Below are 22,192 nucleotides of genomic sequence, written 5' to 3' on the forward strand. Positions count from 1 at the left end.
CTGCTATCACACCAGCTCATGAGGCGGGTGCGTCGTCGTCGGAGACGGCCGCCGCCGCCTCGTGAATGATCGATCCCATCGCCGCCTCCGCGGCGACGGGATCGCCGAGACGGACGGCCCGCGCGACGTCGTCGTGGAGCGCGATGGCGTGTGGGTTGGGGGTCGTCGGCATCATGCCGTGGTGAGTACGCCCGGCGAGTACTTCGTAGACGACGTCGGCCAGCGAGCGGAACATCTCGTTGCCGCTCGCCTCGAGCAAGGTGCGATGAAAGACCTTGTCGGCGGCAAGATATGACTCCAGGTCGCCGCTACGTCCATGGACGGCCATGTCCGACACCGCTGCGGCTAGTGTGCGGCACTGATGCTCGTCCGCCCGTTCCGCGGCGAGCGCTGCCGCCACGGGTTCGAAGCCGCGTCGCAGTTCGGAGAGGGTCTGCAGAAACTCGTTCCGCTCGGCACCGTCGAGCCGCCAACGGATCAGGCGCGGGTCGAACACACTCCACTCCGTTCGCGGCTGGATGGTGATGCCCACTCGTCGCCGCGATGCCACCAGACCCATCGACTCGAGCACCCGGATCACCTCACGGGCCACCGTGCGGGAGACGTCGTGCTCGGCGCAGATCCCGTCCAGCGTGATCACCCCGCCGGTGGGCAACTCGCCGGACACGATGCGCTGTCCGATCGTCGTGAGGATCTCGTCGTGCCGCGCGCCCACTCCTGGTGTGTCGTGACTCACGGATTCATCTTCTCATTCCCGAGCCGAATGTCGAATATGCGTACGTTTTAGATTTCCTTCTTGCAATAGTCATACTTTTGAGGCACGCTCTGTGACCACAAGCACAAACATGAGAGGAGTGCAGATGCGGTCACCAGTGGTCGTGATGGGCGTATCCGGGTCGGGAAAGTCGACCGTGGGCGCAGCCTTGGCCCAGCGTTTGCGGGTCCCGTTCGCGGATGCGGATGTATTTCACTCGGAAGCGAACATCGCCAAGATGTCGGGAGGGCATCCGCTCGACGACGATGACCGCCGGCCGTGGCTGGACGCGATCGGGCAGTGGCTGGCCGATCACCCCGACGGTGGCGTGATGAGTTGTTCGGCCCTCAAGCGCTCCTACCGAGATCGTCTGAGGGCTCTCGCCCCCGACGTGTTCTTCGTGCACCTCGATGGCCCGATCAAGGTCATCGCCCATCGCCAAGCCTCCCGGCCAGGGCATTTCATGCCCGCCGCGCTGCTCGAGTCCCAGTTCGACACCCTGGAGCCGCTCGGCTCCGATGAACGGGGCCAGGTCGTGGACGTCGACCAGAGTGTCGACGCGATCGTCGCGGAATCGTTCGCCGCCTACGAGAAGGGGGGCGAGAAGTGACCACCGCGCTGCCCACCTCGGGCCTGACACTCCTCGCGGCAGGCACCGATCTGCCCGAGCCCATTGCCGGGGGCTGGCAACTGGTCCTCGCCGCACTCGCCGGTATCGCCGTCATCGTGGTGGCGATCACGATCGCCAAGGTGCATCCGTTCCTGGCGCTGATCGGCGGTGGGGCCACCGTCGGCATCGTCGCGGGTGAGTCCGTCCCGACCGTTCTCGACTCGTTCACCACCGGTTTCGGTGCGACGGCTGCGGGCGTCGGTATCCTCATCGCACTCGGCGCCATGTTCGCCAAGTTGCTCGCCGATTCGGGTGGTGCGGACGAGATCGTCGACACCATCGTCGGCCACGCATCCCCACGGATGCTGCCCTGGGCGATGGCGCTCGTCGGTGCGATCATCGGCTTGCCCATGTTCTTCGAGATCGGGCTGGTGCTGTTGATGCCGGTGATCTACCTGGTGGCCAGACGCTCAGGGCTGGGGCTCATCCCGATCGGTATTCCGGCGCTCGCCGGTCTCTCCGCGATGCACGGTTTCGTGCCGCCGCACCCGGGACCGCTCGTCGCCATCGACGCGCTGGGGGCCGATCTCGGCACGACCCTGGCACTCGGCGTGGTCGTCGCGATTCCGACGATCATCGTGTCCGGACCGCTGTTCGGCAAGCTCGCCGGCCGATGCGTGACGGTACCCATTCCCCACACCTTCGACGCGAATCCGGAGGACGGCCCCACGACGCGGCGGCCCAGTTTCGCGATCACCATGTTCACCGTTCTCCTGCCGGTCGCACTGATGCTCGGCAAGGCGCTGGCGGAGATTTTCGTCGAGGACGAGAACACGCTGGTGCGGCAGGTGCTCGGCGTTCTGGGTACCCCCGTCGTCGCCCTGCTGATCGCCGTGGTCGTCGCGATGTTCACCCTCGGACGGGGATCCGGGATGAACCGCGAGACGATCTCCACATGCACCGGCGCAGCGCTCCCCACGATCGCCGGGATCCTTCTCATCGTCGCGGCCGGTGGCGGGTTCAAGCAGGTCCTCGTCGACACGGGCATCGGCACGTTGTTGGCAGATTGGGCGAAGAATGCGAACATCTCGGTCCTCCTGCTCGCCTGGGTTCTCGCCGTTCTCATCCGGCTGGCGACGGGATCGGCGACGGTCGCGACGATCACCGCGTCGTCGCTGATGCTCGGCCTCGTCGACGGGTTGAGTTCTGGAGAGGTGTCGCTGGTCGTCCTGGCCATCGGTGCGGGCTCGGTCTTCTTCTCGCATGTCAACGACGCGGGCTTCTGGCTCGTGAAGGAGTACTTCGGGATGACCGTCGGTCAGACCTTCAAGACGTGGTCATTGATGGAGACCCTGCTGTCGGTAACCGGACTGATCGTGGTGCTGGCGTTGGGACTGGTCATCTGAGGCTTGGCTCGCAGGCAGCCAACCGCGGTATCAGCGGATGTGATGCCCACGGCCCGAGTCACCGAGGACATCGGGAAAGCCCCGGTCAAGTCGACTTGACCGGGGCTTTCTGTTGGGCCCATCACCCCGGCAAGTTGACGTCGCGTCGGCTCGAATCGCGCGCGAGCCGACGCCAGATCCAACTCGACGGCACCTGTCTACCCGAGACCACATACTCCCCGACGGTATCCAAGAGCAGGGTGCTCTCCAGCGCCCGATGGGCGGTGGGACGGCCCGCGAACAGAATCTCGTCGTCGGCGGCGAGGACGAAGTCGTCGTCGGGAGCGAGAGTGCACTCGTCACCGCGCAGTACCAGCAATACCGCAACGGATATCTGTTCGGCCCGCTCGGTGGGCTCCCGAATGAGATCACCGAGTCGCGCCCGACCCGACGCCAGCCAGGACTGAACAGCGGGTGCCTCCCCCGCGGTGAGCGCGACCTTCCACAGCATCGGCAGGTGTCGTCCTCCCAGCCTGCTCAGCCGGTCGATCATGCCGGCGGCCCACTCGTCGCCCCGGTCGGGCATCTCCGACAGGAACCGTCGCAGCAACGGGGTACTGAGCAGCGCATATGCCTCATGGGCCACCACGTCGGTGGGCACGAGCAGTGCGTCGGGCGACATCGCGGCGAACAGAGGGTTGTTGGCAGGGCGATTCTGCCGGGCAGCGATGAACAGACTCGGATTCGCCTGCCGTGCCGCGGCCACCAGCGAGAGGTTGGTCGTGTCGTTGTCCGTGCCGGCGACGAAACCGATGGCGTGTCGCAGGTCCGTCTCCCCCAGCGCTGCCGGTTCCGCGGCATCGCCGATGGCGGCGCCCGGCTCGACGATCGCGACGTCGAGGCCCTCGGCCCGCATATCCGAGGTCAGCTCCGACACGACCGATCCGGAACCGCACACGACCCACGTGCCCGATCCCGGCGGTTGACCGAGCGCGGGCATCTCCGCCCCCGGCCCGCTCTCCAGCCAGGTCAGCAGCCGATAGGAGGAGGGCGCACGCAACGCGAGTCGCAGGTGGTCGCCGAACACGTCGTAGGGATTGACCACCAGCGGGGCCCCAAAGGCCCGCATCCGCTCGGCCGTCGTCGACGAGCTGGTCCGAGCCACCATCGGCAAGTCGGGGCGCAACAGGGCCGCGGTCATCGTCACCGCGAGGTTCGCCTCGTCGTCGTCGGTGAGAGCGACAACCGCTTCGCAGGACGGATGCCCGAGGCCGGCGATGACGAGATGACCAGGGTCACGTGCGTCCGCGACGAGGCCTGGCACGTCGGCTCGATACGAGCCCAGCTGGAGGTCGTCGATCCGGTCTCCGGAGATGTCGATGACGACGAGACGCCGCCCCAGCTCGTCGAACGCGTGGCCGAGCAACTCCCCGGTCTGCCCGTATCCCACGATCAACAGGAACGGTTCCTGCAGCCGGGATACCTTGCGGCGGAACTGCTGGAGGGCCAACGCCTGCCGGAAGGCACGGTCCTGCACCATCGCGAACAACGACCCGATCGCGTATGCCCAGCCGATGACCGTCAGGTAGATCGTGATCGTCACCCACATCCGCTGCCCGTAGGTGAACGAGTTGGGGATCTCGCCGAATCCGATCGTCGAGGCCGTGTAGCTCATGAAGTAGAACGCGTCGAAGAAGCCCATCCGCGATGGCCGGCCCGCTGCGTCCTGACCGGGGATCAGCGTCAGTCCCAGCACGCTGATCGCGAAGATCGAGATCAGCAATATCAGCGGCGCCCGCATCCGGCGCAGCACCAGGAAGATGGTCTCCGACGCTTGTGTGGACGAGGCCCGAGGCACGCGGCGGGGATGCAGGCCGGCTCCCCGATCGTCGGCGCCCAGCAGGTGGTGCCAGAAGGCGAGCAACGGGTTGGCCACCAGCGCACCCGCTACCGACGGCGGAACGACATGGTCTCGACGACGAGCAGCACCACCGAGACGATGTTGGCCAGCAGCGCACCGCCGGACAGCGACACCACACTCGACATCGCCTCCGGTGTCACGCCGTCGCTCGAGACGTAGGTGGCGTAACCCCACACCAGCGCCGCGGCGATGAGCTGCAGGTCGGCGACCAGACTGGTCGCCAGGTGCACCGCCCCGATCTGGGTACGGTCACCGAATTTGAGCACTGTCGCAATGAGATTGATCACCACCGCGGCGTACAGCTCGTAGACGTTGTGTACCTGCGGGTCGTCGAGGTCACCGAGGAAGAACCCGAAATTCAATGTGGCGGCCAGCAGCACGAAGAAGCCGAAGACGACCTTCTCGAGGTTCATCCACACCTCCCACGCATCGGCCCCATCGCACCCTGGCCCTCGCTAGTTTCCCTCAGTGGACCGGGAAGTTGGTGCACCACGTGATCATCGACGTGTCCCGGCCTGCGGAGTGGTTCTGCGCTGGTGGGAGCACCAGGTCGATGCCGCCAGTAGGCTGGCCGCGTGTCGCCCTATTTGTCGGAAACCAACGCGCGCACGCGCGGCCTCGCCAGAAAGCCGGGCGCCACATGAGAGTGACCATCGCCGGTGCGACCGGCTTCGTGGGACGTCATCTGGTCGAGCGGCTACGCGGCGACTGTGAGCTGGTCGGGCTGTCGCGTTCGCACCGTCCGCGCGACGACGGCATCGATTTCCGCGCCTGCGACCTGTTCTCGCTGCGCGAGACCGAGGAGGCTCTCGAGGGCGCCGACGTGGCGGTCTACCTCGTGCACTCGATGCTTCCGCAAGCGCGCCTGACCCAGGGTAGTTTCGCCGACCTCGACCTATTCCTGGCCGACAATTTTGCGCGGGCGGCCCGCACGGCCGGTGTGCGACGCATCGTCTACCTGGGCGGGATCGTGCCCGAAGGTGAGACCGACCTGTCCCCCCACCTGGAGAGCCGACTGGAGGTGGAGCGCGTGCTGGCCTCCCACTCGGTGCCGGTGGTGGCGCTGCGGGCGGGGCTGGTGGTGGGGCCCGGAGGGTCATCGTTCGACATGATGGAACGGCTGGTGCAGCGCCTGCCGGTGATGATCTGCCCACGCTGGACGCGCACCATGGCGCAGCCGGTGGCCCTGCGCGACGTGGTCGAGTTGCTCGCGCGCAGCATCCTCGACGACGACCTGCCCGCGGGTGCCTACGACGCGGGTGGACCGGACCGTGTGACCTGGGTCGACCTGATGGGGTTGACGGCCCGTGAGCTCGGCCTGCGACGACGTTTCCTGCCGGTGTCGTTCTTCTCCGTCCACCTCAGCCTGCTGTGGTTGCGGCTCGTGACCGGAGCGCCCCGGCAGTTGGCCGCGCCGCTGGTCGAAAGCCTGCGCCATCCGATGCTCGCGCACGACCACCGACTGTTCGAGCGCTACCGACTGACACCGACACCGATCGCCGAGGCGCTCGACGAGGCAGTGCGTGCCGAACGCGCGGCACACGAGCGCGGCCGCGAGGGCTCACGGCTGTCGGAGATGCGCAAGTCGGCACGCTCTCCCGGACCCAGCCGTGTCTGCAGTGTGCAGCGCATGCGCCTCGCCCACGACGAAGGGGCGGCCGAGGTCGCGCGACGCTACGCCCAGTGGATCGTGGTGTTCCTGCGGCCGTGGCTGCGCGTCACAGCCCTCACCGATGGCTCGCTCGACATCGGGCTGGTGCGTCCCTTCGGGCCACCCCTGTCCATGCTGGAGCTGACACGCAACACCGAGCGCAGCGACAACGGACGCGAACTCTTCCACATCACGGGAGGGGCATTGGCGGCGCGGGTCGACCCCCCCGGCCGTTTCGAGTTTCGTCGCCTTCACACCGGCCCGGAGGTGCTGGCCGCCGTCCACGCCTTCGTCCCCGCGCTGCCCTGGCCCATATACCGGGTGACGCAGGCACCCTTCCACCTCTGGGTGATGCACGCCTTCGGTCGGAACCTGGCAGAGTCGTAGACCTGGCGGAATCCTGGGCACGGAGGCCCGAAGTTGCCTCGATACTCGCGATGAACCGATCCGTCCCATCCGAGTTGGCGTCGGCAACGAAGACCTGGTGAATTCCGGAGAAGATCAACCACGTCCCGACCGAGGATGGAGCGAGCTGACGATGGACCAGGACCTGGTGGTACTCGTCGACGACGACGGCAATGCCTGCGGCACCGCGGACCGCGTAGCGGTGCACGGGCCCGACACGCCACTGCATTATGCGTTCTCATGCCACCTCGTCGACGAGAACGGGCGACTGTTGATCACGAGACGGGCGCTCGGCAAGAAGACATGGCCCGGGGTGTGGACCAACTCGTTCTGCGGGCACCCCCGACCGGGAGAAACCGCCGAGAACGCGCTGCATCGCTACTCGCGGCGGGAGTTGGGCGTCGACGTGGACGACGTCCGGCCCATCCTGCCGGACTTCCGGTACCGGGCAGTCGATGCCGGCGGTGTGGTCGAGAACGAGATCTGTCCGGTGTTCCTGGCCAGGCCACTCGGACACGTCGAACCGAACCCGGACGAGGTGATGGAGTGCGCCTGGGCGTCGGTGGACGACATCTGGGCGATCGCCCACCGCACCCCCTGGCTGCTCAGTCCGTGGTTCGTCGAACAGGTGCACGCCCTGGGTCCGGCGGCCGACGCCTATCCCCGGAGGGCAGCACTGTGAAGCGCCGTGGGAGGGGTATGGACCTCGCAGCACCGTACGAGCGCTACGACCGGGTCGCCGAGGCCAGCGCTGCGCTGGTGATCACTTCCTACTCGTCGTCGTTCGGCCTGGCCTCGCGACTGCTGGCCGATTCGATCCGCACCGACGTACGCAACATCTATGCCCTGGTCCGAGTGGCCGACGAGATCGTCGACGCCCCGCGGCCCGACCAGGATGGTCGGGCCCGGCGTGTCGCGCTCGACGAGTTGGAGACCGAGACGCACGACGCCCTCGACCGCGGATCGAGCACCAACCTCGTGGTCCATGCCTTCGTCCGAACCGCCCGGCGCACCGGCATCGACACGTCGTTGACCAGGCCGTTCTTCGCCTCGATGCGCACCGATATCGACCGCACGGACCACGACGACGCCAGCCTGGCGACCTATATCTACGGTTCCGCCGAGGTCGTCGGACTGATGTGCCTGCGCGCCTTCCTCGCCGCCGAACCCGACCGCGACACCCGTTACGACGAGCTGGCCGTGGGGGCCCGCCATCTCGGGGCGGCCTTCCAGAAGGTCAACTTCCTCCGCGACTTCGGTGTCGACTGCGGTGATCTGGGCCGGCGATACCTCACCGGACTCGACCCGAAGAATCCCTCCGAGGCGGCCTGGGTCCGATGGCTCGACGACATCGACAAGGACCTCGCCGCCGCGGCCGAGACGATCCCTCGGCTCCCGCGCGGCAGCCGGATCGCGGTCTGCACCGCCCACGACCTGTTCGCCGAACTGTCGACACGGTTGCGCGCCACACCGGCGGCGCACGCCGCCGATAATCGCGTCCGGGTGCCCACACCGGTCAAGGCCCGCATCGCGGCGGCCGCCGCGTGGCGCCGCGGTTGCCCCCGAACGCTCCCGTCGGAAGGAACACCCGCGTGAACCCGAGTCCGAAACGCGTGGTCGTGATCGGCGGCGGTGTCGCCGGACTCGCCACCGCGGCGCTGCTCGCCGCCGACGGTCACACCGTCGACCTCGTGGAGAAGAATGCCGACCTCGGTGGGCGCGCCGGTTCGTGGGAGCGCGACGGGTTCCGATTCGACACGGGACCGTCGTGGTGGTTGATGCCTCAGGTGTTCGACCACTTCTTCGGTCTGTTGGGCACCTCGACCGACGCGCAGATCGACCTCGTTCACCTCGATCCCGGTTACCGGGTGTTCTTCGAGGATCATCCCGACAGCGTCGACGTGCGCGGCGGCGCCGAACCCAACCGTGCGATGTTCGACGCCATCGAACCAGGTGCGGGGGCGGCACTGCGGTCCTACCTCGATTCGGCACGCGAGGCCTACGCCATCGCGGTCGAACGCTTTCTGTACACGAATTTCGACCAACCCGCAGCATTCCTCAGCCCGGAGGTCATCAGGCATGCCCGGACGCTGGCGGTACTGCTCGGCCAGAGTCTGGAGGGGTTCGTCGCCGCCCGCTTCACCGACCGCCGGCTGCGCCAGATCCTCGGCTATCCGGCGGTGTTCCTCGGTTCCTCCCCGGAACGCGCACCCGCGATGTACCACCTCATGAGCTGGCTGGACCTCGAGGACGGGGTGCGCTACCCCGACGGCGGCTTCAGCCGGCTGGTCGACGCCCTCGTGCGGCTGGCCGAACAGCACGGGGCACGTCTGCACACCTCGTCGGAGGCCACCGCGATCCTCACCCGGCCGCACCTCGGGCGGAAGCTCTCGCGGCGGCGCCACGAGGTCACCGGGGTCCGCGTGCGCACAGTCGACGCATCCCAGCGCACGATCGACGCGTCCCAGCGCACGATCGACGCGTCCCAGCGCACAGTCGATGGTTCCGAGCGCACGATCGACGCGGACGTGGTGATCGGGGCCGCAGACCTGCACCACATCGAAACACGACTGCTATCACCGGCGCTGCAGACCTTCCCGCAGCGATGGTGGGATCGCAGGGTCTCCGGGCCGGGTGCGGTGCTCGTCTTCCTCGGCGTTCGTGGCGCGCTGCCCGAGCTCGGGCACCACTCGCTGTTCTTCACCGCGGACTGGAAGTCCAATTTCGACGCCATCTTCGAAACCCCGACCGCGATACCGGACCCCGCCTCACTCTATGTGTGTCGCCCGTCCGCGACCGACTCCTCGGTGGCACCCGAGGGCCACGAGAACCTCTTCATCCTGGTGCCGGTGCCGCCCGACCCCGCTCTCGGCCGCGGCGGTATCGACGGACAGGGCGACCCGTCGGTCGAGCAGACCGCCGATCGCGCGATCGAACTCGTCGCGAAGTGGGCCGACATCCCCGACCTCGCCGACCGCGTCGTCGTCCGCCGCACCACGGGTCCGGGTGACTTCGTCACGGACCTCAATTCCTGGTCAGGCGGCGCACTCGGCCCTGCACACACCTTGCGGCAGAGCGCATTCCTGCGGGCCACGAACCGATCTCGCAAAGTGGAGGGCCTGTTCTACGCCGGTGGCGCCACCCGACCGGGGATCGGTCTGCCCATGTGTCTCATCAGCGCGGAACTGATCCGCAAACGCCTGCGCGGGGATCACTCGCCGGGACCGTCCTCGGCCGGATGATCGGTCGGCTCAGGAGGGGCCGATGAGGTCGGCGACGATCCTCGCCGAGAGCATCACCAGTGGCAGACCACCACCCGGATGGGACGACCCGCCGACCAGGTAGAGCCCCGGGACGTCGGAGGCGTTGGCGGGCCGGAGGAACGCAGCGCGTGGGCCGTTCGACGACGTGCCGTAGATGGAGCCGCCCGGGGTGAGGGTGCGCCGGGACAACTCGGCCGGCGTGAGCACGATGCGGTGCCGGATCCGGTTGCGCACGTCGACGCCGCGCTCGGCCATGATCTGCAGGATCCGATCGGCGTAGTGATCGGCGAGACCCTCTGTGTCCCAGTCGGTGCCGCCACCGGGATCGTGGCGCGGAGCATTGACCAGGACGAACCAGGCAGCGGTGCCGGCTCCGGGGACGACTGCGGGATCGTCTGCGGCACAGATGTACACGGTCGGGTCGTCGACGGGCCGGGGCGCACCTCCGCGACCGAAGACCGCGTCGAACTCCGCGTCATAGTCCGACGGGAACAGGATCTGATGGTGCGGCTGGCCTGCGGGCGGATCGTCGACGGCGAGCAGCAGCACGAAACCCGACAGGGACGGCGTGGTCCGGCGAAGTGCGCGCGCCGCGCGCCGCGCCGGTGTGGTGCGGATGAGTCGTCCGTACACCTGTGCGGCATCGGCATTGGCGACGACGATGTCGGCGCGGTGTCGGGAACCGTCGGCAGCCACCACCCCGTCCACGTGTCCGTCTGCACGGGTGGAGATTTCGGTGACCTCGCAGCCGAGGGCGAGTGTGCCGCCGAGAGCGACGAGACGGTCGCGCAGCGCGACGGCGATCATTCCCAATCCGCCCTCGACGTACCACGATCCCCAGCGCTGCTCGGCCCATGGGACCGCGGCCAGCGCGCCCGGCGCGTGTCTCGGGTCCGAACCGGTGTAGGTGGCATACCGGTCGAGCAGCATCACCAGCCGCGGGTCGTCGAAGCAGTGGCGGCCCAGAGCGCGCAGCGTTCGCCATGGCGCGAGGGCCGCGACGTCCGCGGGCCGGAGCACCGCCCCGACGAGCATGTCCCGCATGCTGATCGGGGATTCCAGGAACGGCTGATGGGTCACGTCCCAGATCCTCTCGGCACGGGTGAGGAACTGCGACCACTGCGCACCCCGCCCCCTGCCGAGGGCGGCGTCGAGCGCCGCGGGAATCTCGGTGATGTCGCCCGGCATGTCCAGTTGCGCACCGTCGGGGAAACGGTAGCGGGCGGCGATCGGCAGCCGGCGCAACGTGAGAGAGTCCGACAACGGAGGACCCGTGTCGGCGAACAACTCCTCCAACACCTGCGGCATGGTCACCAGCGACGGCCCGGTGTCGAAGACGAAGCCGTCGTGTTCGAGCACGCCCAGCTTGCCTCCGACGGTGTCCGATTTCTCGAACACGGTCACCCGATGTCCCAGTGCCTGCAGACGCACCGCGGCCGCCAGTCCTCCGACGCCCGCGCCGACGATGACGATCCGGCTCACCCCGGGGCTCCCAGCGAACGGTCCTTCCACTGCAAAGTGCCCCGGCATCGTGCGACCAGCGAATCGGCGGTGAGTGCGACGAGCGCCAGCACCGACGCCGGGTGCGCCAGAGCATCCGGCCACGCGTGCCCGCGTGTGCGTCGAGCGACCGCCACCCGGGAGGCGACGCCGCAGAAGTATCCGATCAGACCGATCCGGGAGCCCCGCACTGCTGCGATCGGTGGGACCACATATGCGAGCGCCATCACCGCCATCACCGCCGCGGCGCCGCCGGTCGACCCGAACGCCGTCCACAGCGACTTGCGGTAGCCGGCGCGGATCTCTCGCCACCCGTCGTACATGCGGCAGTCCGCGACTCCGCTCCCCTCTGCCACCAAGCCCCGTCCTCCCGCGGCCTTGACGGCACGCAACAACGCGATGTCCTCGATGACCTCCCCGGCGACCGCGGCGTGCCCGCCGGCCGCCCGATAGGTTGCGGCGTCCACCGCGAGGAGCTGGCCGTTGGCCGCCGACAGACTCGGGCGTGCCGAGCGTTCGGCCGGCCCCAGCGGAAGCGTACTCATCCACGACCACTGCAGCAGCGGCTGCACCAGGCGCTCGGCCGGTCCCGCCAGGACCTGCCGCGGGAACGGACACACGAGGTCCAGGTTGGCCGCCCGCATCAGCGCGATGGTGGCGACCAGCGCATGTGGCCGCAGACGGACATCGGCGTCGACGAAGACCAACACCTCCGGCGGGTCCCCGGTGGAGTCCGCGTGCCGGACCAACTGCTCACAGGCCCAGGGCTTTCCGAGCCATCCGTCCGGAGTGGGGGCACCGGTGAGGACTTCGACACGCGAATCGGTGGCCGAGATCTCCGCGAGCGCACGGCCGGTGCCGTCGGTGGACTCGTCATCGACCACGATCACCCGAACCGGCCCCGGCCACCGTTCGACGGCGGCGAGTGTCGCTGCGAGACAGGGTCGCACATTGTCGATCTCGTTGCGCACGGGCAGCAGAACCGCCAAGGATTCCGGCTGGGCAATCACGTCGCGGTCGGGGACGCGGATGCGGCGGGCGTTGTCGATGGTCAGCGCGAGGGAGGCGAACGCGATGCATGTTCCCGCCCACACCGCGGCCTGCCCGAGACTACGCGCGCGCACCACGGACCTCCCGGACCTCGCGGAACACCGAGATCGCCAGCGGCACCGCGACGATTCCCATCACGACGCCTCCCACCAGCGCGACCGGGGGTCGACCGAAGAACACCGCGTGCGCTATCACCGACGAGAAGTAGGTCCAGAGGTATGCCGTGACCGGCACGGCGTCGGTCCGCAGGGTCGGCGGGCGAGGGTCTCGGGGTACCAGACGGTCGAGAATGGTGACCATGAGGAGCGACACCACGAACCACCCTGCGAAGTTGGTGAGCGGGATACCCTCGACTCCGGGCAGCGCCGGGGACGGCCGATCCCATTGCCAGTAACCGAGATCGACCATCTGGGGATCGAGGAAGACATCCCACGAGGTCAGCGCCCAGGCGCCGACCAGCGCCGTTGCCCAGCGCGCGCGTCCACCGACGAGGCGGCGCGCGACGACCAGGGCCGGCCACGACATCATGACCCAGGCCAGCGGAACCACCACCGGCACTCCGATGACCTCCGCGCCCAGAGTTCCGGTGTAGTCGTAGCCGCCAAAGGGATATCCGGTCCGGACACCGACGGCCTCGGCGAGCAGCCCGCCGCCACCGGCGACGGCCAGAAGCGCCACTGCGGCACGCACACCGACGCTCGCCGCGGCATCGGTGAGCGCCGCACCGGCGAGCAGGAACACACTGATCGTGGTCATCGCGAGGGTCCCACCGGCGGTGAACGGAAAGGCCATCTGCAGCAGGATGTTCGTGCCGAGTAGCACCCCCGCGACGACCCGCAGCCGCGGGGTGCCCCTAATGGCCCGCACACCGGATGGCGCTCTCCCCCACGTCCGGCGTCCTTCGATCGAACTCATCACCTCGCCCCTTCGTAGCTGCCCTCGACGTCGAGCACCGCGAACCGTGCGAACAGCTCCTCGGCGTACCACCGTTCCGCCGCCGTGCGGCGGATCACCGCCACGTGTTCGGGGGATCGATATGCGAAATCGGTGAGCTGCTGCGCCGAATCCCACAGTGAGAACGTTCCTTGCAGGCCGATCGGGGCTTCACCGATACCGAGGGTAAGACGCACCCCCGGCTGCCGGGAGAGCTCCGCCGCCACCGGTGGAACGGCTCGCCAGAAGGCGATCATCCGGGTGGGCCGTAGCCGGGCGCGCGTGATCGCGGCCACCGGTCCGGACCACGTCTCCGACCCGAGATGGTTTGCGGGAGTGAAGGGTTCGGTTCCCGACCAGCACCCCCGCGATGTCAGCGGCCGCATCGTCACCGTCAGCTGCGAGCGCGCGGCCGCACACCAGTCGCGCAGGAAATCTGACTGCTCTGCGCTTCTCGCCGACACGTCGTCCTCCCACACCGTCAGTAGCGCCCAGTGCCGCAGGTCGGCGTCGCGGAGCGTGAAGGTGCGCGCCGACCCTGTGCCGAGTAGCTTCGCAAAACGCAGTCCGGGCATTCCCCGCAGCCCACGGCGCCCGAACGCGACACGTCGTAGCGCGGGCAGGACGTCGTCGACACCCCATACGCGCAGCTGAACGACCGGTGAAGTCATCGCCCGGTCTCGCAATCATTTTGTGTCCGTGTAGTTTTCGGAGTCATTTTCTTCGGTGGCGACCTTTTCGTCGGCGATGTTTTCGGCAACAATGGCGGAATGCGGGAACTCACGTATGCGGCAATGCTGGTCTTCGTCCTCGCGACGACGCTGCCGCTCGAAGTGGCGTTGCGCACCAGGGTGTACGCCAAGCCGATCCGATTGGTCCTCACCATCGTATGCGTGGCGGTTCCCTTCGTCGCCTGGGACATCGCGGCCACACATGCGGGGCACTGGAGCTTCGACCTCACCCAGACACTCGGAGTCGTGCTGCCCGGCGGACTCCCGCTGGAGGAGTGGGGATTTTTCGTCGTGGTCCCGATCGCCTCCGTGCTCACACTCGAGGCGGTGCGCAGTGTGAAGGGCTGGCGGGTTGGGGACGAACCCGACCACTCGACGCGGACACGGCAGCCAACCGCACAGACACCGGCATCCGAGGGGAACGATTCCTGATGACACACACCGTTGCCTCGCTGCTGGGTGTCGCCGTGACCGTCGCGGCCGACCTGTGGATTCTCCGGACACGGCTGCTGACGCGCAGATCGTACTGGACCGCCTACGCGATCGTGCTGTTCTTCCAGTTTCTGACCAACGAATGGCTCACCTCCCGCGGCGTGTTCCTCTACGGTGACACCGCGATCGTCGGGTGGCGAATCGGCCATGCGCCCATCGAGGACTTCCTGTTCGGCTACAGCGTGGTCACCCAGTCGATGATGTGGTGGGTGTGGTGGGGCCGGCGCGGCGTGCAGCCGAAACCGGGCCCCGGGCCGGTCCCCGGCGTGGCGCGGCGACTCTCGGGCGTGCGGGCTTCCACCGGCCGTCACGACTGACGCCACAGACATCGATCGATCAGGCATGTCAGCGCTTGTCGGGTGACCCGGTCGACCTCCAGTTCGTCCACCGTCGCGAACGCCTCGTCGGCGAGGCGTGCGATCCGGTCCTCTACCACGGTGACCGCACCGCTGGCCGACAGCACCTCGCGCACCGCGGACAGCTGGTCCTCGGTCAGGTTCGGATTGCCCAGGCAGTCCGCCAGCAGGCGACGTTCCGTCCGGCTCGCGCTCCTCTCGGCCAGTGCCACCAGCAGAGTTCGTTTGCCCTCCCTGATGTCATCGATCGCCGGTTTGCCGGTGATCGCGGGATCGCCGAAGACACCGAGCAGGTCGTCGCGGAGTTGGAACGCCTCACCGGCGGATAGGCCGATGGCGTCGTACTGCCCGACAAGCGTGGGAGAGGCACCTCCCAGGGTTCCACCGATACCCAGCGGGTGGCCGATGGTGTAGCGCGCGCTCTTGAACCGTAGGACGGTCCGCGCCCGGGTGATCGATGTGGCCGGGATCGTCTGGCTGAGCATGTCGAGGTACTGACCGGCGAACGCCTCGTCGCGCATCTGCGACCAGATCATCCGGGTCGCGTGCCGGATATCCCGGTCGATGTCGACAACCGCGGTGGCGAGCAGATCGTCCGACCACGCCAGGCACATGTCCCCGGCCAGGATCGCGACGGCCGAGCCGAAGCCATCGGGGTCGCCGTGCCGCCCGTCGCGCGTGTGCTCGTCGGCAAACCTGCGATGCACCGTCGGGAGGCCGCGGCGGGCATCGCTGTTGTCCATGATGTCGTCGTGGACCAGAGCGGCCAGGTGGAACAGCTCGATGGCTGCCGCGGTCTCGACCGCCCCTGGGACGAGCTCTCCGTCGGCCGCGCCGCGGGCGCCCCACAGGCAGAACGAGGCACGGAGTCGTTTTCCGCGTGCCGCGGCGTCGCGCAGAACCGCCACGACCGTCGACAGCTCGTCGCCAACCGAGGTGAGCACATGCGCGTGCCGGTCGAGCCGATTCGCGATGATGTCGTCGACGAGACCGACGTCCTCGGCACCGCGAGCGCGGGCCAGCGACTCGACCATCTCGGAATCCGACCCCACATCCATCGAACGCATCGCCGACCTCCACACCAGTCCGTGGTTACGACCCGCTGCGGGGTCCTGTGCACCCGGTGTTCGGAGCCGACACGACCTCGGATGGGTGACCATGCTGACTGATCGGCGCCTCCGATCAGGTCTCAGCCGCCCACTCCGGGCCGCTCGGCGTGTCGGGTCGCACAATCGTCCCCTGTAGTCAAAGGCCTGTCCTCTAATGCCAAGAGTTTCTCCGTACCTTCCGGCACAGTATCTACATCACAGTGCGCATCTCAGTGAAAGACGGCACACAGTGACCTCCACCCTCCCCCACCGATCCGGAAGGTCTCATGCGCTCCCTGACCAGCCTCGACGCGTTCTTCCTCGCCGCCGAGGACGGCCGAAGCACCGCCAACGTCTCGAGTCTCTCCATCCTGTCGGCGACCGGCCCTGACGGAACCCGACTGACCCGCACCGACATCCAGGATCTCATCGCCGAACGGCTGCACCTGCTGCCGCCACTGCGGTGGCGTCTGGCCGAGGTTCCGTTCGGCCTCGGTCACCCCTACTGGGTAGACGGTGACGTCGACCTGGACTTCCATGTCCGCGAGTTGGCGGTCGTCGCACCCGGCGATCAGGCCGCATTGGAGTCCCAGGTCGCCCGGCTGTCGGCCCATCCGATGGACCGGTCCCGCCCCCTGTGGGAGATCCACCTGATCCACGGTCTCGTCGGTGACAAAGTGGCCCTGTTGATCAAACTGCATCACGCGGCCGTCGACGGGATGTCCGCCGCGGAGATCATGACCGTGCTGTTCGACGACACCGCGGCCGGCCGCGCGATCGCGCCGGCACCCCGTCCCCGTGCCGAGCGGGCACCCGGCCAGCTCGAACTCCTGGCCCGTGGCATCGCGGCGACACCGCAACGACAGCTGAACGCGATCGGCGCGGCAGGGCGCACACTGACGAACCTCGACCACGTGGCCACGTTGCGGTCGATTCCCGGTATCCGTCCGATCGGCAGCATGCTCCGTAACGTCTCCCTGCTCGGGAGGGCATCCGGTACGACCGCCCCGGCACCGTCGATCACGGCACCTCGGCTGCACATCAACGGCCGTATCACGCCGCATCGCAACGTCGCGCTGACCAGCCTCCCGCTCGACGAGATCACGCAGATCCGCCGCGACCTCGACTACACCGTGAACGACGTCGTGATGGCCTTGTGCGCCGGTGCCATACGGCGCTGGCTGGACGGACGCGGCGAACTGCCGGACCAGCCTCTGGTCGCTGCCGTGCCGGTGTCGGTGCGCACCGCCAAGGAATCCGGACGATACGGCAACAAGGTCGGCACGATGATCGCCGAACTCCCCACCGACGAAGCCAGCACCCTTCTCCGACTGAAGCGTTGCCGCCAGGGAATGCAGGACGCCAAACAACGCAACGACACCGTCCCGGCGTCACTGATGCGCGATGCCAACGACCTGGTTCCGCCGGTCGTCTTCGGGCCGGCGATGCGCATGGTCACCCGCATGGCGTCCAGCGAAGCCTTCGCCCCGGCCGCGAACGTGCTGATCTCGAATGTGCCCGGACCTCGGTCCGGGATCTATCTCGCCGGCCACCCCGTCCACGAGCAGTACCCGGTCTCGACCATCAGTGACAGCCTCGCCCTGAACATCACCGTGTACAGCTACCGCGACCGGCTGCACATCGGCCTGGTCGGTGATCGGAAGATCGTCGACGACCTGCCCGGGCTCGCCGTTGCCTTCGGCGAGGAATTGCAATCCATGCACAAGACCAAAGCCGCCATCTGCACTCAGGGAGCCACCCGATGAGACGACTCAGCAGCGTCGACGCCCAGTTCCTCGCCGTCGAGGACGGACGCACTCACTCACATGTCTGCCAGCTCACCATCCTGGAGGGCACAACCGTCGACGGCACCCCAGTGGACGGCGCGCTCATCCGCGACCACATCGCGAGCCGGATCGAGAATCTGCCGCCGTTCCGCTGGCGGGTCCGCGAGGTGCCTTTCGGCCTCGACTACCCGGTTTTCGTAGAGGACGAGTCCTTCGATCCCGACTCGCACATCTGGGAGGTGGCACTCCCGGCACCCGGAACCCCGCAACAGCTCGCCGAGGCGGTCGGCCAGATCGCCTCGCGCCCGCTCGATCGGGCCCGTCCCCTCTGGGAGGTCCATCTGATCCACGGCGTCGAGGGCGGCCAGGTCGCGATGCTGACCAAGTTGCACCACAGTGCGATCGACGGCGTATCCGGAATCCAGTTGCTCAGCGCGATCATCGAACCGACCCCGCACAGGCGGCTGCGCGAGGCCACCGACGCCGATGTCCCGCGCGGCGGTGCCGGCCACGACCCCAGCGACCTGGAGTTGCTGGGCCGCGCGGTGCTGTCGATGCCGATGCAGCCGGTCCGCATGATCAAGGCACTGCCGGCGACGCTACGGCACATCGATCAGCTCCCGACGATGCGGAGTCTGCCCGGAACCGGCTTGCTCTCGGGTGCCGCGGATCGGGCCGCCCGGATCGCCACGCGTAACCGCGACGGACGGACGCTGGAGCGACCAGCGGCGGCGCAGGCCCCCAAGGTCTCCTTCGGCGGCAAGATCTCGCCGCATCGTCGGTTCGCCTACGGTTCCCTCTCGTTGCCGCTGATCAAGGCCGTCAAGGATGCGAATCCGGGTACGACGGTCAACGATGTCGTCGTGGCGCTGTCCGCCGGGGCACTGCGCCGGCGCATGACCGCCCGCGGCGACGACCTGGACACCGCCCTGGTCGCGTTGGTGCCGTTGTCGGTTCGGACCAAGGATTCCGCGCAACCCAACACCTACGGCAATCAGATCTCGTCGCTCATGGTCGCGATCCCGACCGATGAGTCCGATGTCCTCGCCCGGCTGAAGCGGGCGGGCGAGGTGATGCGGTCGGCGAAGGAACGGCACCGCGCCATCCCTGCGCAGCTGCTCCGCGACGCCAACCACACCGTGCCGCCGGCACTCTTCGCGCGCACCGCGCGGGTGATCTCCATGACGACCGCCGCGGGCTGGATCAATCCGCCGTTCAACGTGACGATCTCGAACGTCCCCGGGTCGGCGTCTCCGCTGTACTGCGCCGGTGCGCCGGTGGTCTCCCAGCATCCGGTCAACGTGCTCCTCGACGGTGTCGGCCTGAGTCTCACGTTGCTCAGCTACGGCGATCGGCTCGACTTCGGGTTCACCGCCGATCGCGAACTGGTGCCCGACGTCTGGCAGCTGGTCCCGGAGATGGAGGCCGAACTTCACGAACTGGCCGACGCGCTCGGCATCGACGCGTGAAAACGCCCGTCACCCCGGCAGGTCTGCCAGGGTGACGGGCCGTAGGACTCACATAGGACTCAGGGCTGCGAGGACGGCGGCTGCTCCTCCTGGCCGCCGGGGCTCGACGGCGACTCGGCCTCGTCCGCTTGCTCCCACCGCATCTCCTTGGTGACCGCGAAGGAGCCGGTGTCGGGATCAACGGAGATGGCGTGGTGCGGTACCTCATGCGCGGCCACGAGCAGTGTGTCGTGATGTTCGGCAACGCCTCCCGGTAGCCCCGCGAACGTCGCTGCGATCGGGGGCCCATGCCGTTCGTGGGGATGTTCACCTGGCCTGCGCTGCCCGTCCGCCAGTGCCAGATGCAGGTACTGCGGCCGGATCGCCAGGTCGTTGCGGAACGCACGAAGCAGCGAGAAGACCGTCAGCACCATGACGATGGAGAAGGGCACCGCGGTGGCGATCGACATGGTCCGCAACGCGGTCAATGAACTCGTGCCACCGACCAATAGCAACACGCCTGCGGCGACGCCTTCCAGTGCCGCCCAGTACACGCGGGTGACCCACGGGGTCTCCATCTTGCCGCCGGTGGCCAGCATGTCGATCACCAGCGAGCCGGAGTCCGAGGAGGTCACGAAGAACATCACGACGACCACGATGGCGATCACGCTGGACACTGCCGCGATAGGGAATGTGTCCAGCAACTGGAACAACGAGGTGCTGGCGTCGACGGTGGGCTGACCGTCTGCACCCGGCACGGTCATGTCACCGGTCTGCTGCTGCTGGAGGATGGCCGAATCCCCGAAGATGGTGAACCAGATCGCACTGATGAACGTCGGCAGCAACAGCACCCCGGAGATGAACTCACGGATGGTGCGGCCACGCGAGATCCGCGCGATGAACATGCCGACGAAGGGCGCCCAGCTGATCCACCAGCCCCAGTAGAAGATCGTCCACCCGCCCATCCAGCCGTCGTCGGAGAACGGTGCGGTGCGCAGCATGAAGTCCGGCAGCGTGGCGATGTAGCTGCCCATGTTCTGTACCCACGACTGGAGCAGGAACAATGTCGAACCGAGGATGAGCACGAAGCCCGCGAGAAGCGCCGCGACGGCCATGTTGATGTTCGACAACCAGCGCAGACCCTTCGTCACGCCGGTGACGACGGAGAAGATGGCCAGTCCGGTGATGGCCGCGATCAGCACGACGGTGATCCAGTTGTTGATCTCGATCCAGCCCAGGTACTCCAGACCCGCGGAAATCTGCTGGATGCCGAAGCCAAGCGAAGTCGCCACGCCGAACATCGTCCCGACGATCGCGACGACATCGACGAGGTGCCCGATCCACCCCTCCACACGTTCACGCCCGAGCAGCGGCTCGAGCAGCCAACGCACGGCGAGCGGACGGCCCTTGCGGAAAGTCATGTATGCCAGGCCCAGACCCACCACCACGTAGATAGCCCAGGCGTGCAGACCCCAGTGGAACAGCGTGATGTCCATCGCCTGGTTGGCCGCCGCATCGGTCTGCGCCGCGACGCCGAGCGCCTCGGGCGGATTCACATAGTGCGACAGGGGCTCGGCGACGCCGTAGAACACCAGGCCGATGCCCATACCCGCGGCGAACAGCATCGCGAACCACGACAGCACACCGAATTCCGGTTCTTCGTCGTCGCGTCCGAGCTTGATGGTGCCGATGCGACTGAACGCGCAGTACACGGCGAAGACCACGAATACCGTGGCGACGAGGATGTACCACCAGCCGACGCCGTCGGTGATCCACGTGTTCAGCTTGTCGAATGCATCGGCCGCACTCTGCGAGTAGATCACCGAGAAGATGATCAGCCCGATGATGATCGCCGAGGCGGTCACGAACACGGGCTTGTGTTGTTCATTCCATGCCGCGCGGAACATGTTTCGCTCCCTTGTCGGTCCGGTGTGCACCGCAGGTCGGTGCGTAGCGCAGGGAGCGCCTTCTCGGGTCGTTGGGCGCCCGTCTGCCGGTCCTCGAGAGTGGCGACGACATCGTCATCCGCCACCTTCGCGCCGCCGGCGAATGCCCGCACAGAGCGAGAAGTACGTCCGGCGTCGTAAAACTGAACATAGCCCACGTCGGCCGAATGAGCAGGGATAAGGCGGTTGGTCGTTGCGCTGCCGTAACCGTCCCGGGCCGACCATCCACGAGCCCGTTCGGTCCCACACCCGAGTCGACTCGCTACACCGACTCCTGAGAATGAGCCAAGAGTCTGGTCACGCTGTGATAGATCTGAGCCGACAATTCGGACATGCTGCCGCACATTCCGGGCGACCTGACCGAGCATCCACACCGTCACTCGCCCGAGGAATCCCTATGCGTCGCGCCCTGAGCCCTTTACTCACGACCGGGATGGCCGCCCTCACCGCCGGCGCCCTCTACGCAGGGAGTGTCAGCACGGCTCCCCTCAATCCACCCCCGACTCCACCTCCGATTGCGGCGACGGAAGTGGTTTCCACCCAGGTCATTTCGACCGCATTTGTCAATCCTTTCCGGACCTGGGGCGAATTCATCGGGAACACCGCAGGCAACCTGGCCGACATCGGGCGCCTCGCCGTCTCGGAACCGCCGCCGATCATCATCAAGGTCACCCAGAACCAGATCGCCAATCTCCGGTATCTGCTGAGAGCCGGAGCGGGCAACCTTGCCGCCCTGGGTCCGGTCATCGCCGGCATCCCGGGCGCGATCGCCGGGGGGTGGAACTATCTGATCGCCGGCCAGATCGGCGACGCGATAGTCGCGGTCCTCACACCGGCCGGCCAGGCTGCGCGGGTTCTTCTGGCGGGAACCG

Annotated in this window: 19 protein-coding genes and 1 pseudogene; 11 read left to right on the forward strand and 9 right to left on the reverse strand. The window is 67.6% G+C overall.

Annotated features, from left to right (window positions below):
- Positions 1 to 16: 16 nt before the first annotated feature.
- Positions 17 to 736, reverse strand: coding sequence for a FadR/GntR family transcriptional regulator (locus GORHZ_RS26315; protein ID WP_006338486.1), 720 nt, complete (start codon positions 734 to 736; stop codon positions 17 to 19).
- Positions 737 to 860: 124 nt separating this feature from the next.
- On the opposite strand from GORHZ_RS26315, the gene GORHZ_RS26320 reads away from it, so the two are divergent.
- Both GORHZ_RS26320 and GORHZ_RS26325 read left to right on the forward strand, forming a co-directional pair.
- On the forward strand, positions 861 to 1,364 hold the full coding sequence (locus GORHZ_RS26320; protein ID WP_006338487.1) for a gluconokinase: 504 nt from the start codon (positions 861 to 863) through the stop codon (positions 1,362 to 1,364).
- A complete protein-coding gene (locus tag GORHZ_RS26325; RefSeq protein ID WP_006338493.1) occupies positions 1,361 to 2,770 on the forward strand; it encodes a GntT/GntP/DsdX family permease in 1,410 nt (469 codons plus the stop codon). Before GORHZ_RS26320 ends, GORHZ_RS26325 begins: the two co-directional genes overlap by 4 nt.
- Positions 2,771 to 2,891: 121 nt before the next feature.
- Here the strand turns inward: GORHZ_RS26325 and GORHZ_RS26330 are convergent, their stop codons facing one another.
- Positions 2,892 to 4,685: a potassium channel family protein gene (locus GORHZ_RS26330; protein ID WP_006338498.1), complete on the reverse strand. Its 1,794-nt coding sequence runs from the start codon at positions 4,683 to 4,685 to the stop codon at positions 2,892 to 2,894.
- Positions 4,686 to 4,696: 11 nt separating this feature from the next.
- Complete coding sequence (locus GORHZ_RS26335; RefSeq protein WP_006338501.1) at positions 4,697 to 5,083, reverse strand: DUF6394 family protein; 387 nt, start codon at positions 5,081 to 5,083, stop codon at positions 4,697 to 4,699.
- Positions 5,084 to 5,310: 227 nt separating this feature from the next.
- Here GORHZ_RS26335 and GORHZ_RS26340 point away from each other — a divergent pair, with 227 nt between their 5' ends.
- The 4 genes from GORHZ_RS26340 (at position 5,311) to crtI (ending at position 9,968) form a co-directional block, all read left to right on the forward strand.
- On the forward strand, positions 5,311 to 6,708 hold the full coding sequence (locus GORHZ_RS26340) for an NAD-dependent epimerase/dehydratase family protein (RefSeq protein WP_006338503.1): 1,398 nt from the start codon (positions 5,311 to 5,313) through the stop codon (positions 6,706 to 6,708).
- Positions 6,709 to 6,859: 151 nt separating this feature from the next.
- Entirely contained in the window at positions 6,860 to 7,408 is a 549-nt protein-coding gene (gene idi, locus GORHZ_RS26345; protein ID WP_006338507.1) for an isopentenyl-diphosphate Delta-isomerase, read from the forward strand.
- A gap of 17 nt (positions 7,409 to 7,425) precedes the next feature.
- Positions 7,426 to 8,322: a phytoene/squalene synthase family protein gene (locus GORHZ_RS26350; RefSeq protein WP_006338511.1), complete on the forward strand. Its 897-nt coding sequence runs from the start codon at positions 7,426 to 7,428 to the stop codon at positions 8,320 to 8,322.
- Complete coding sequence (gene crtI / locus GORHZ_RS26355; protein WP_006338512.1) at positions 8,319 to 9,968, forward strand: phytoene desaturase family protein; 1,650 nt, start codon at positions 8,319 to 8,321, stop codon at positions 9,966 to 9,968. Before GORHZ_RS26350 ends, crtI begins: the two co-directional genes overlap by 4 nt.
- A gap of 9 nt (positions 9,969 to 9,977) precedes the next feature.
- Here crtI and GORHZ_RS26360 read toward each other — a convergent pair whose 3' ends face one another.
- Genes GORHZ_RS26360 through GORHZ_RS26375 form a run of 4 tightly spaced genes read right to left on the reverse strand, consistent with a single transcriptional unit; the run spans position 9,978 to position 14,143 of the window.
- Positions 9,978 to 11,471, reverse strand: coding sequence for a phytoene desaturase family protein (locus tag GORHZ_RS26360; protein ID WP_006338513.1), 1,494 nt, complete (start codon positions 11,469 to 11,471; stop codon positions 9,978 to 9,980).
- A complete protein-coding gene (locus tag GORHZ_RS26365; RefSeq protein ID WP_040533630.1) occupies positions 11,468 to 12,613 on the reverse strand; it encodes a glycosyltransferase family 2 protein in 1,146 nt (381 codons plus the stop codon). The genes GORHZ_RS26360 and GORHZ_RS26365 overlap by 4 nt, the downstream gene beginning before the upstream one ends.
- Positions 12,600 to 13,454, reverse strand: a complete 855-nt coding sequence (locus GORHZ_RS26370; RefSeq protein ID WP_006338515.1) for a carotenoid biosynthesis protein — start codon at positions 13,452 to 13,454, stop codon at positions 12,600 to 12,602. The genes GORHZ_RS26365 and GORHZ_RS26370 overlap by 14 nt, the downstream gene beginning before the upstream one ends.
- A complete protein-coding gene (locus GORHZ_RS26375) occupies positions 13,454 to 14,143 on the reverse strand; it encodes a hypothetical protein (RefSeq protein ID WP_006338516.1) in 690 nt (229 codons plus the stop codon). The genes GORHZ_RS26370 and GORHZ_RS26375 overlap by 1 nt, the downstream gene beginning before the upstream one ends.
- Positions 14,144 to 14,242: 99 nt before the next feature.
- Between GORHZ_RS26375 and GORHZ_RS26380 the strand changes: the two genes are divergently transcribed.
- Complete coding sequence (locus tag GORHZ_RS26380) at positions 14,243 to 14,635, forward strand: lycopene cyclase domain-containing protein (RefSeq protein ID WP_006338518.1); 393 nt, start codon at positions 14,243 to 14,245, stop codon at positions 14,633 to 14,635.
- Positions 14,635 to 15,012: a lycopene cyclase domain-containing protein gene (locus tag GORHZ_RS26385; RefSeq protein WP_006338529.1), complete on the forward strand. Its 378-nt coding sequence runs from the start codon at positions 14,635 to 14,637 to the stop codon at positions 15,010 to 15,012. The genes GORHZ_RS26380 and GORHZ_RS26385 overlap by 1 nt, the downstream gene beginning before the upstream one ends.
- Here GORHZ_RS26385 and GORHZ_RS26390 read toward each other — a convergent pair.
- Positions 15,003 to 16,109, reverse strand: a complete 1,107-nt coding sequence (locus tag GORHZ_RS26390) for a polyprenyl synthetase family protein (RefSeq protein ID WP_245551521.1) — start codon at positions 16,107 to 16,109, stop codon at positions 15,003 to 15,005. The genes GORHZ_RS26385 and GORHZ_RS26390 overlap by 10 nt on opposite strands.
- 317 nt (positions 16,110 to 16,426) lie before the next feature.
- On the opposite strand from GORHZ_RS26390, the gene GORHZ_RS26395 reads away from it, so the two are divergent.
- Both GORHZ_RS26395 and GORHZ_RS26400 read left to right on the forward strand, forming a co-directional pair.
- Positions 16,427 to 17,905 (forward strand): WS/DGAT/MGAT family O-acyltransferase, encoded by a 1,479-nt coding sequence (locus GORHZ_RS26395; RefSeq protein WP_006338531.1) that lies wholly within the window; start codon positions 16,427 to 16,429, stop codon positions 17,903 to 17,905.
- Entirely contained in the window at positions 17,902 to 19,395 is a 1,494-nt protein-coding gene (locus GORHZ_RS26400) for a WS/DGAT/MGAT family O-acyltransferase (protein WP_006338533.1), read from the forward strand. Before GORHZ_RS26395 ends, GORHZ_RS26400 begins: the two co-directional genes overlap by 4 nt.
- Positions 19,396 to 19,454: 59 nt before the next feature.
- On the opposite strand, the gene GORHZ_RS26405 is transcribed toward GORHZ_RS26400, so the two are convergent.
- Positions 19,455 to 21,281 (reverse strand): BCCT family transporter, encoded by a 1,827-nt coding sequence (locus GORHZ_RS26405; protein ID WP_006338534.1) that lies wholly within the window; start codon positions 21,279 to 21,281, stop codon positions 19,455 to 19,457.
- A 436-nt stretch (positions 21,282 to 21,717) separates the two neighbouring features.
- On the opposite strand from GORHZ_RS26405, the pseudogene GORHZ_RS26410 reads away from it, so the two are divergent.
- Positions 21,718 to 22,192 (forward strand): annotated as a pseudogene (locus GORHZ_RS26410) (hypothetical protein); the annotation flags it as partial.

Source organism: Gordonia rhizosphera NBRC 16068 (genome assembly GCF_000298195.1).
In the GTDB taxonomy this organism is placed as follows: domain Bacteria; phylum Actinomycetota; class Actinomycetes; order Mycobacteriales; family Mycobacteriaceae; genus Gordonia; species Gordonia rhizosphera.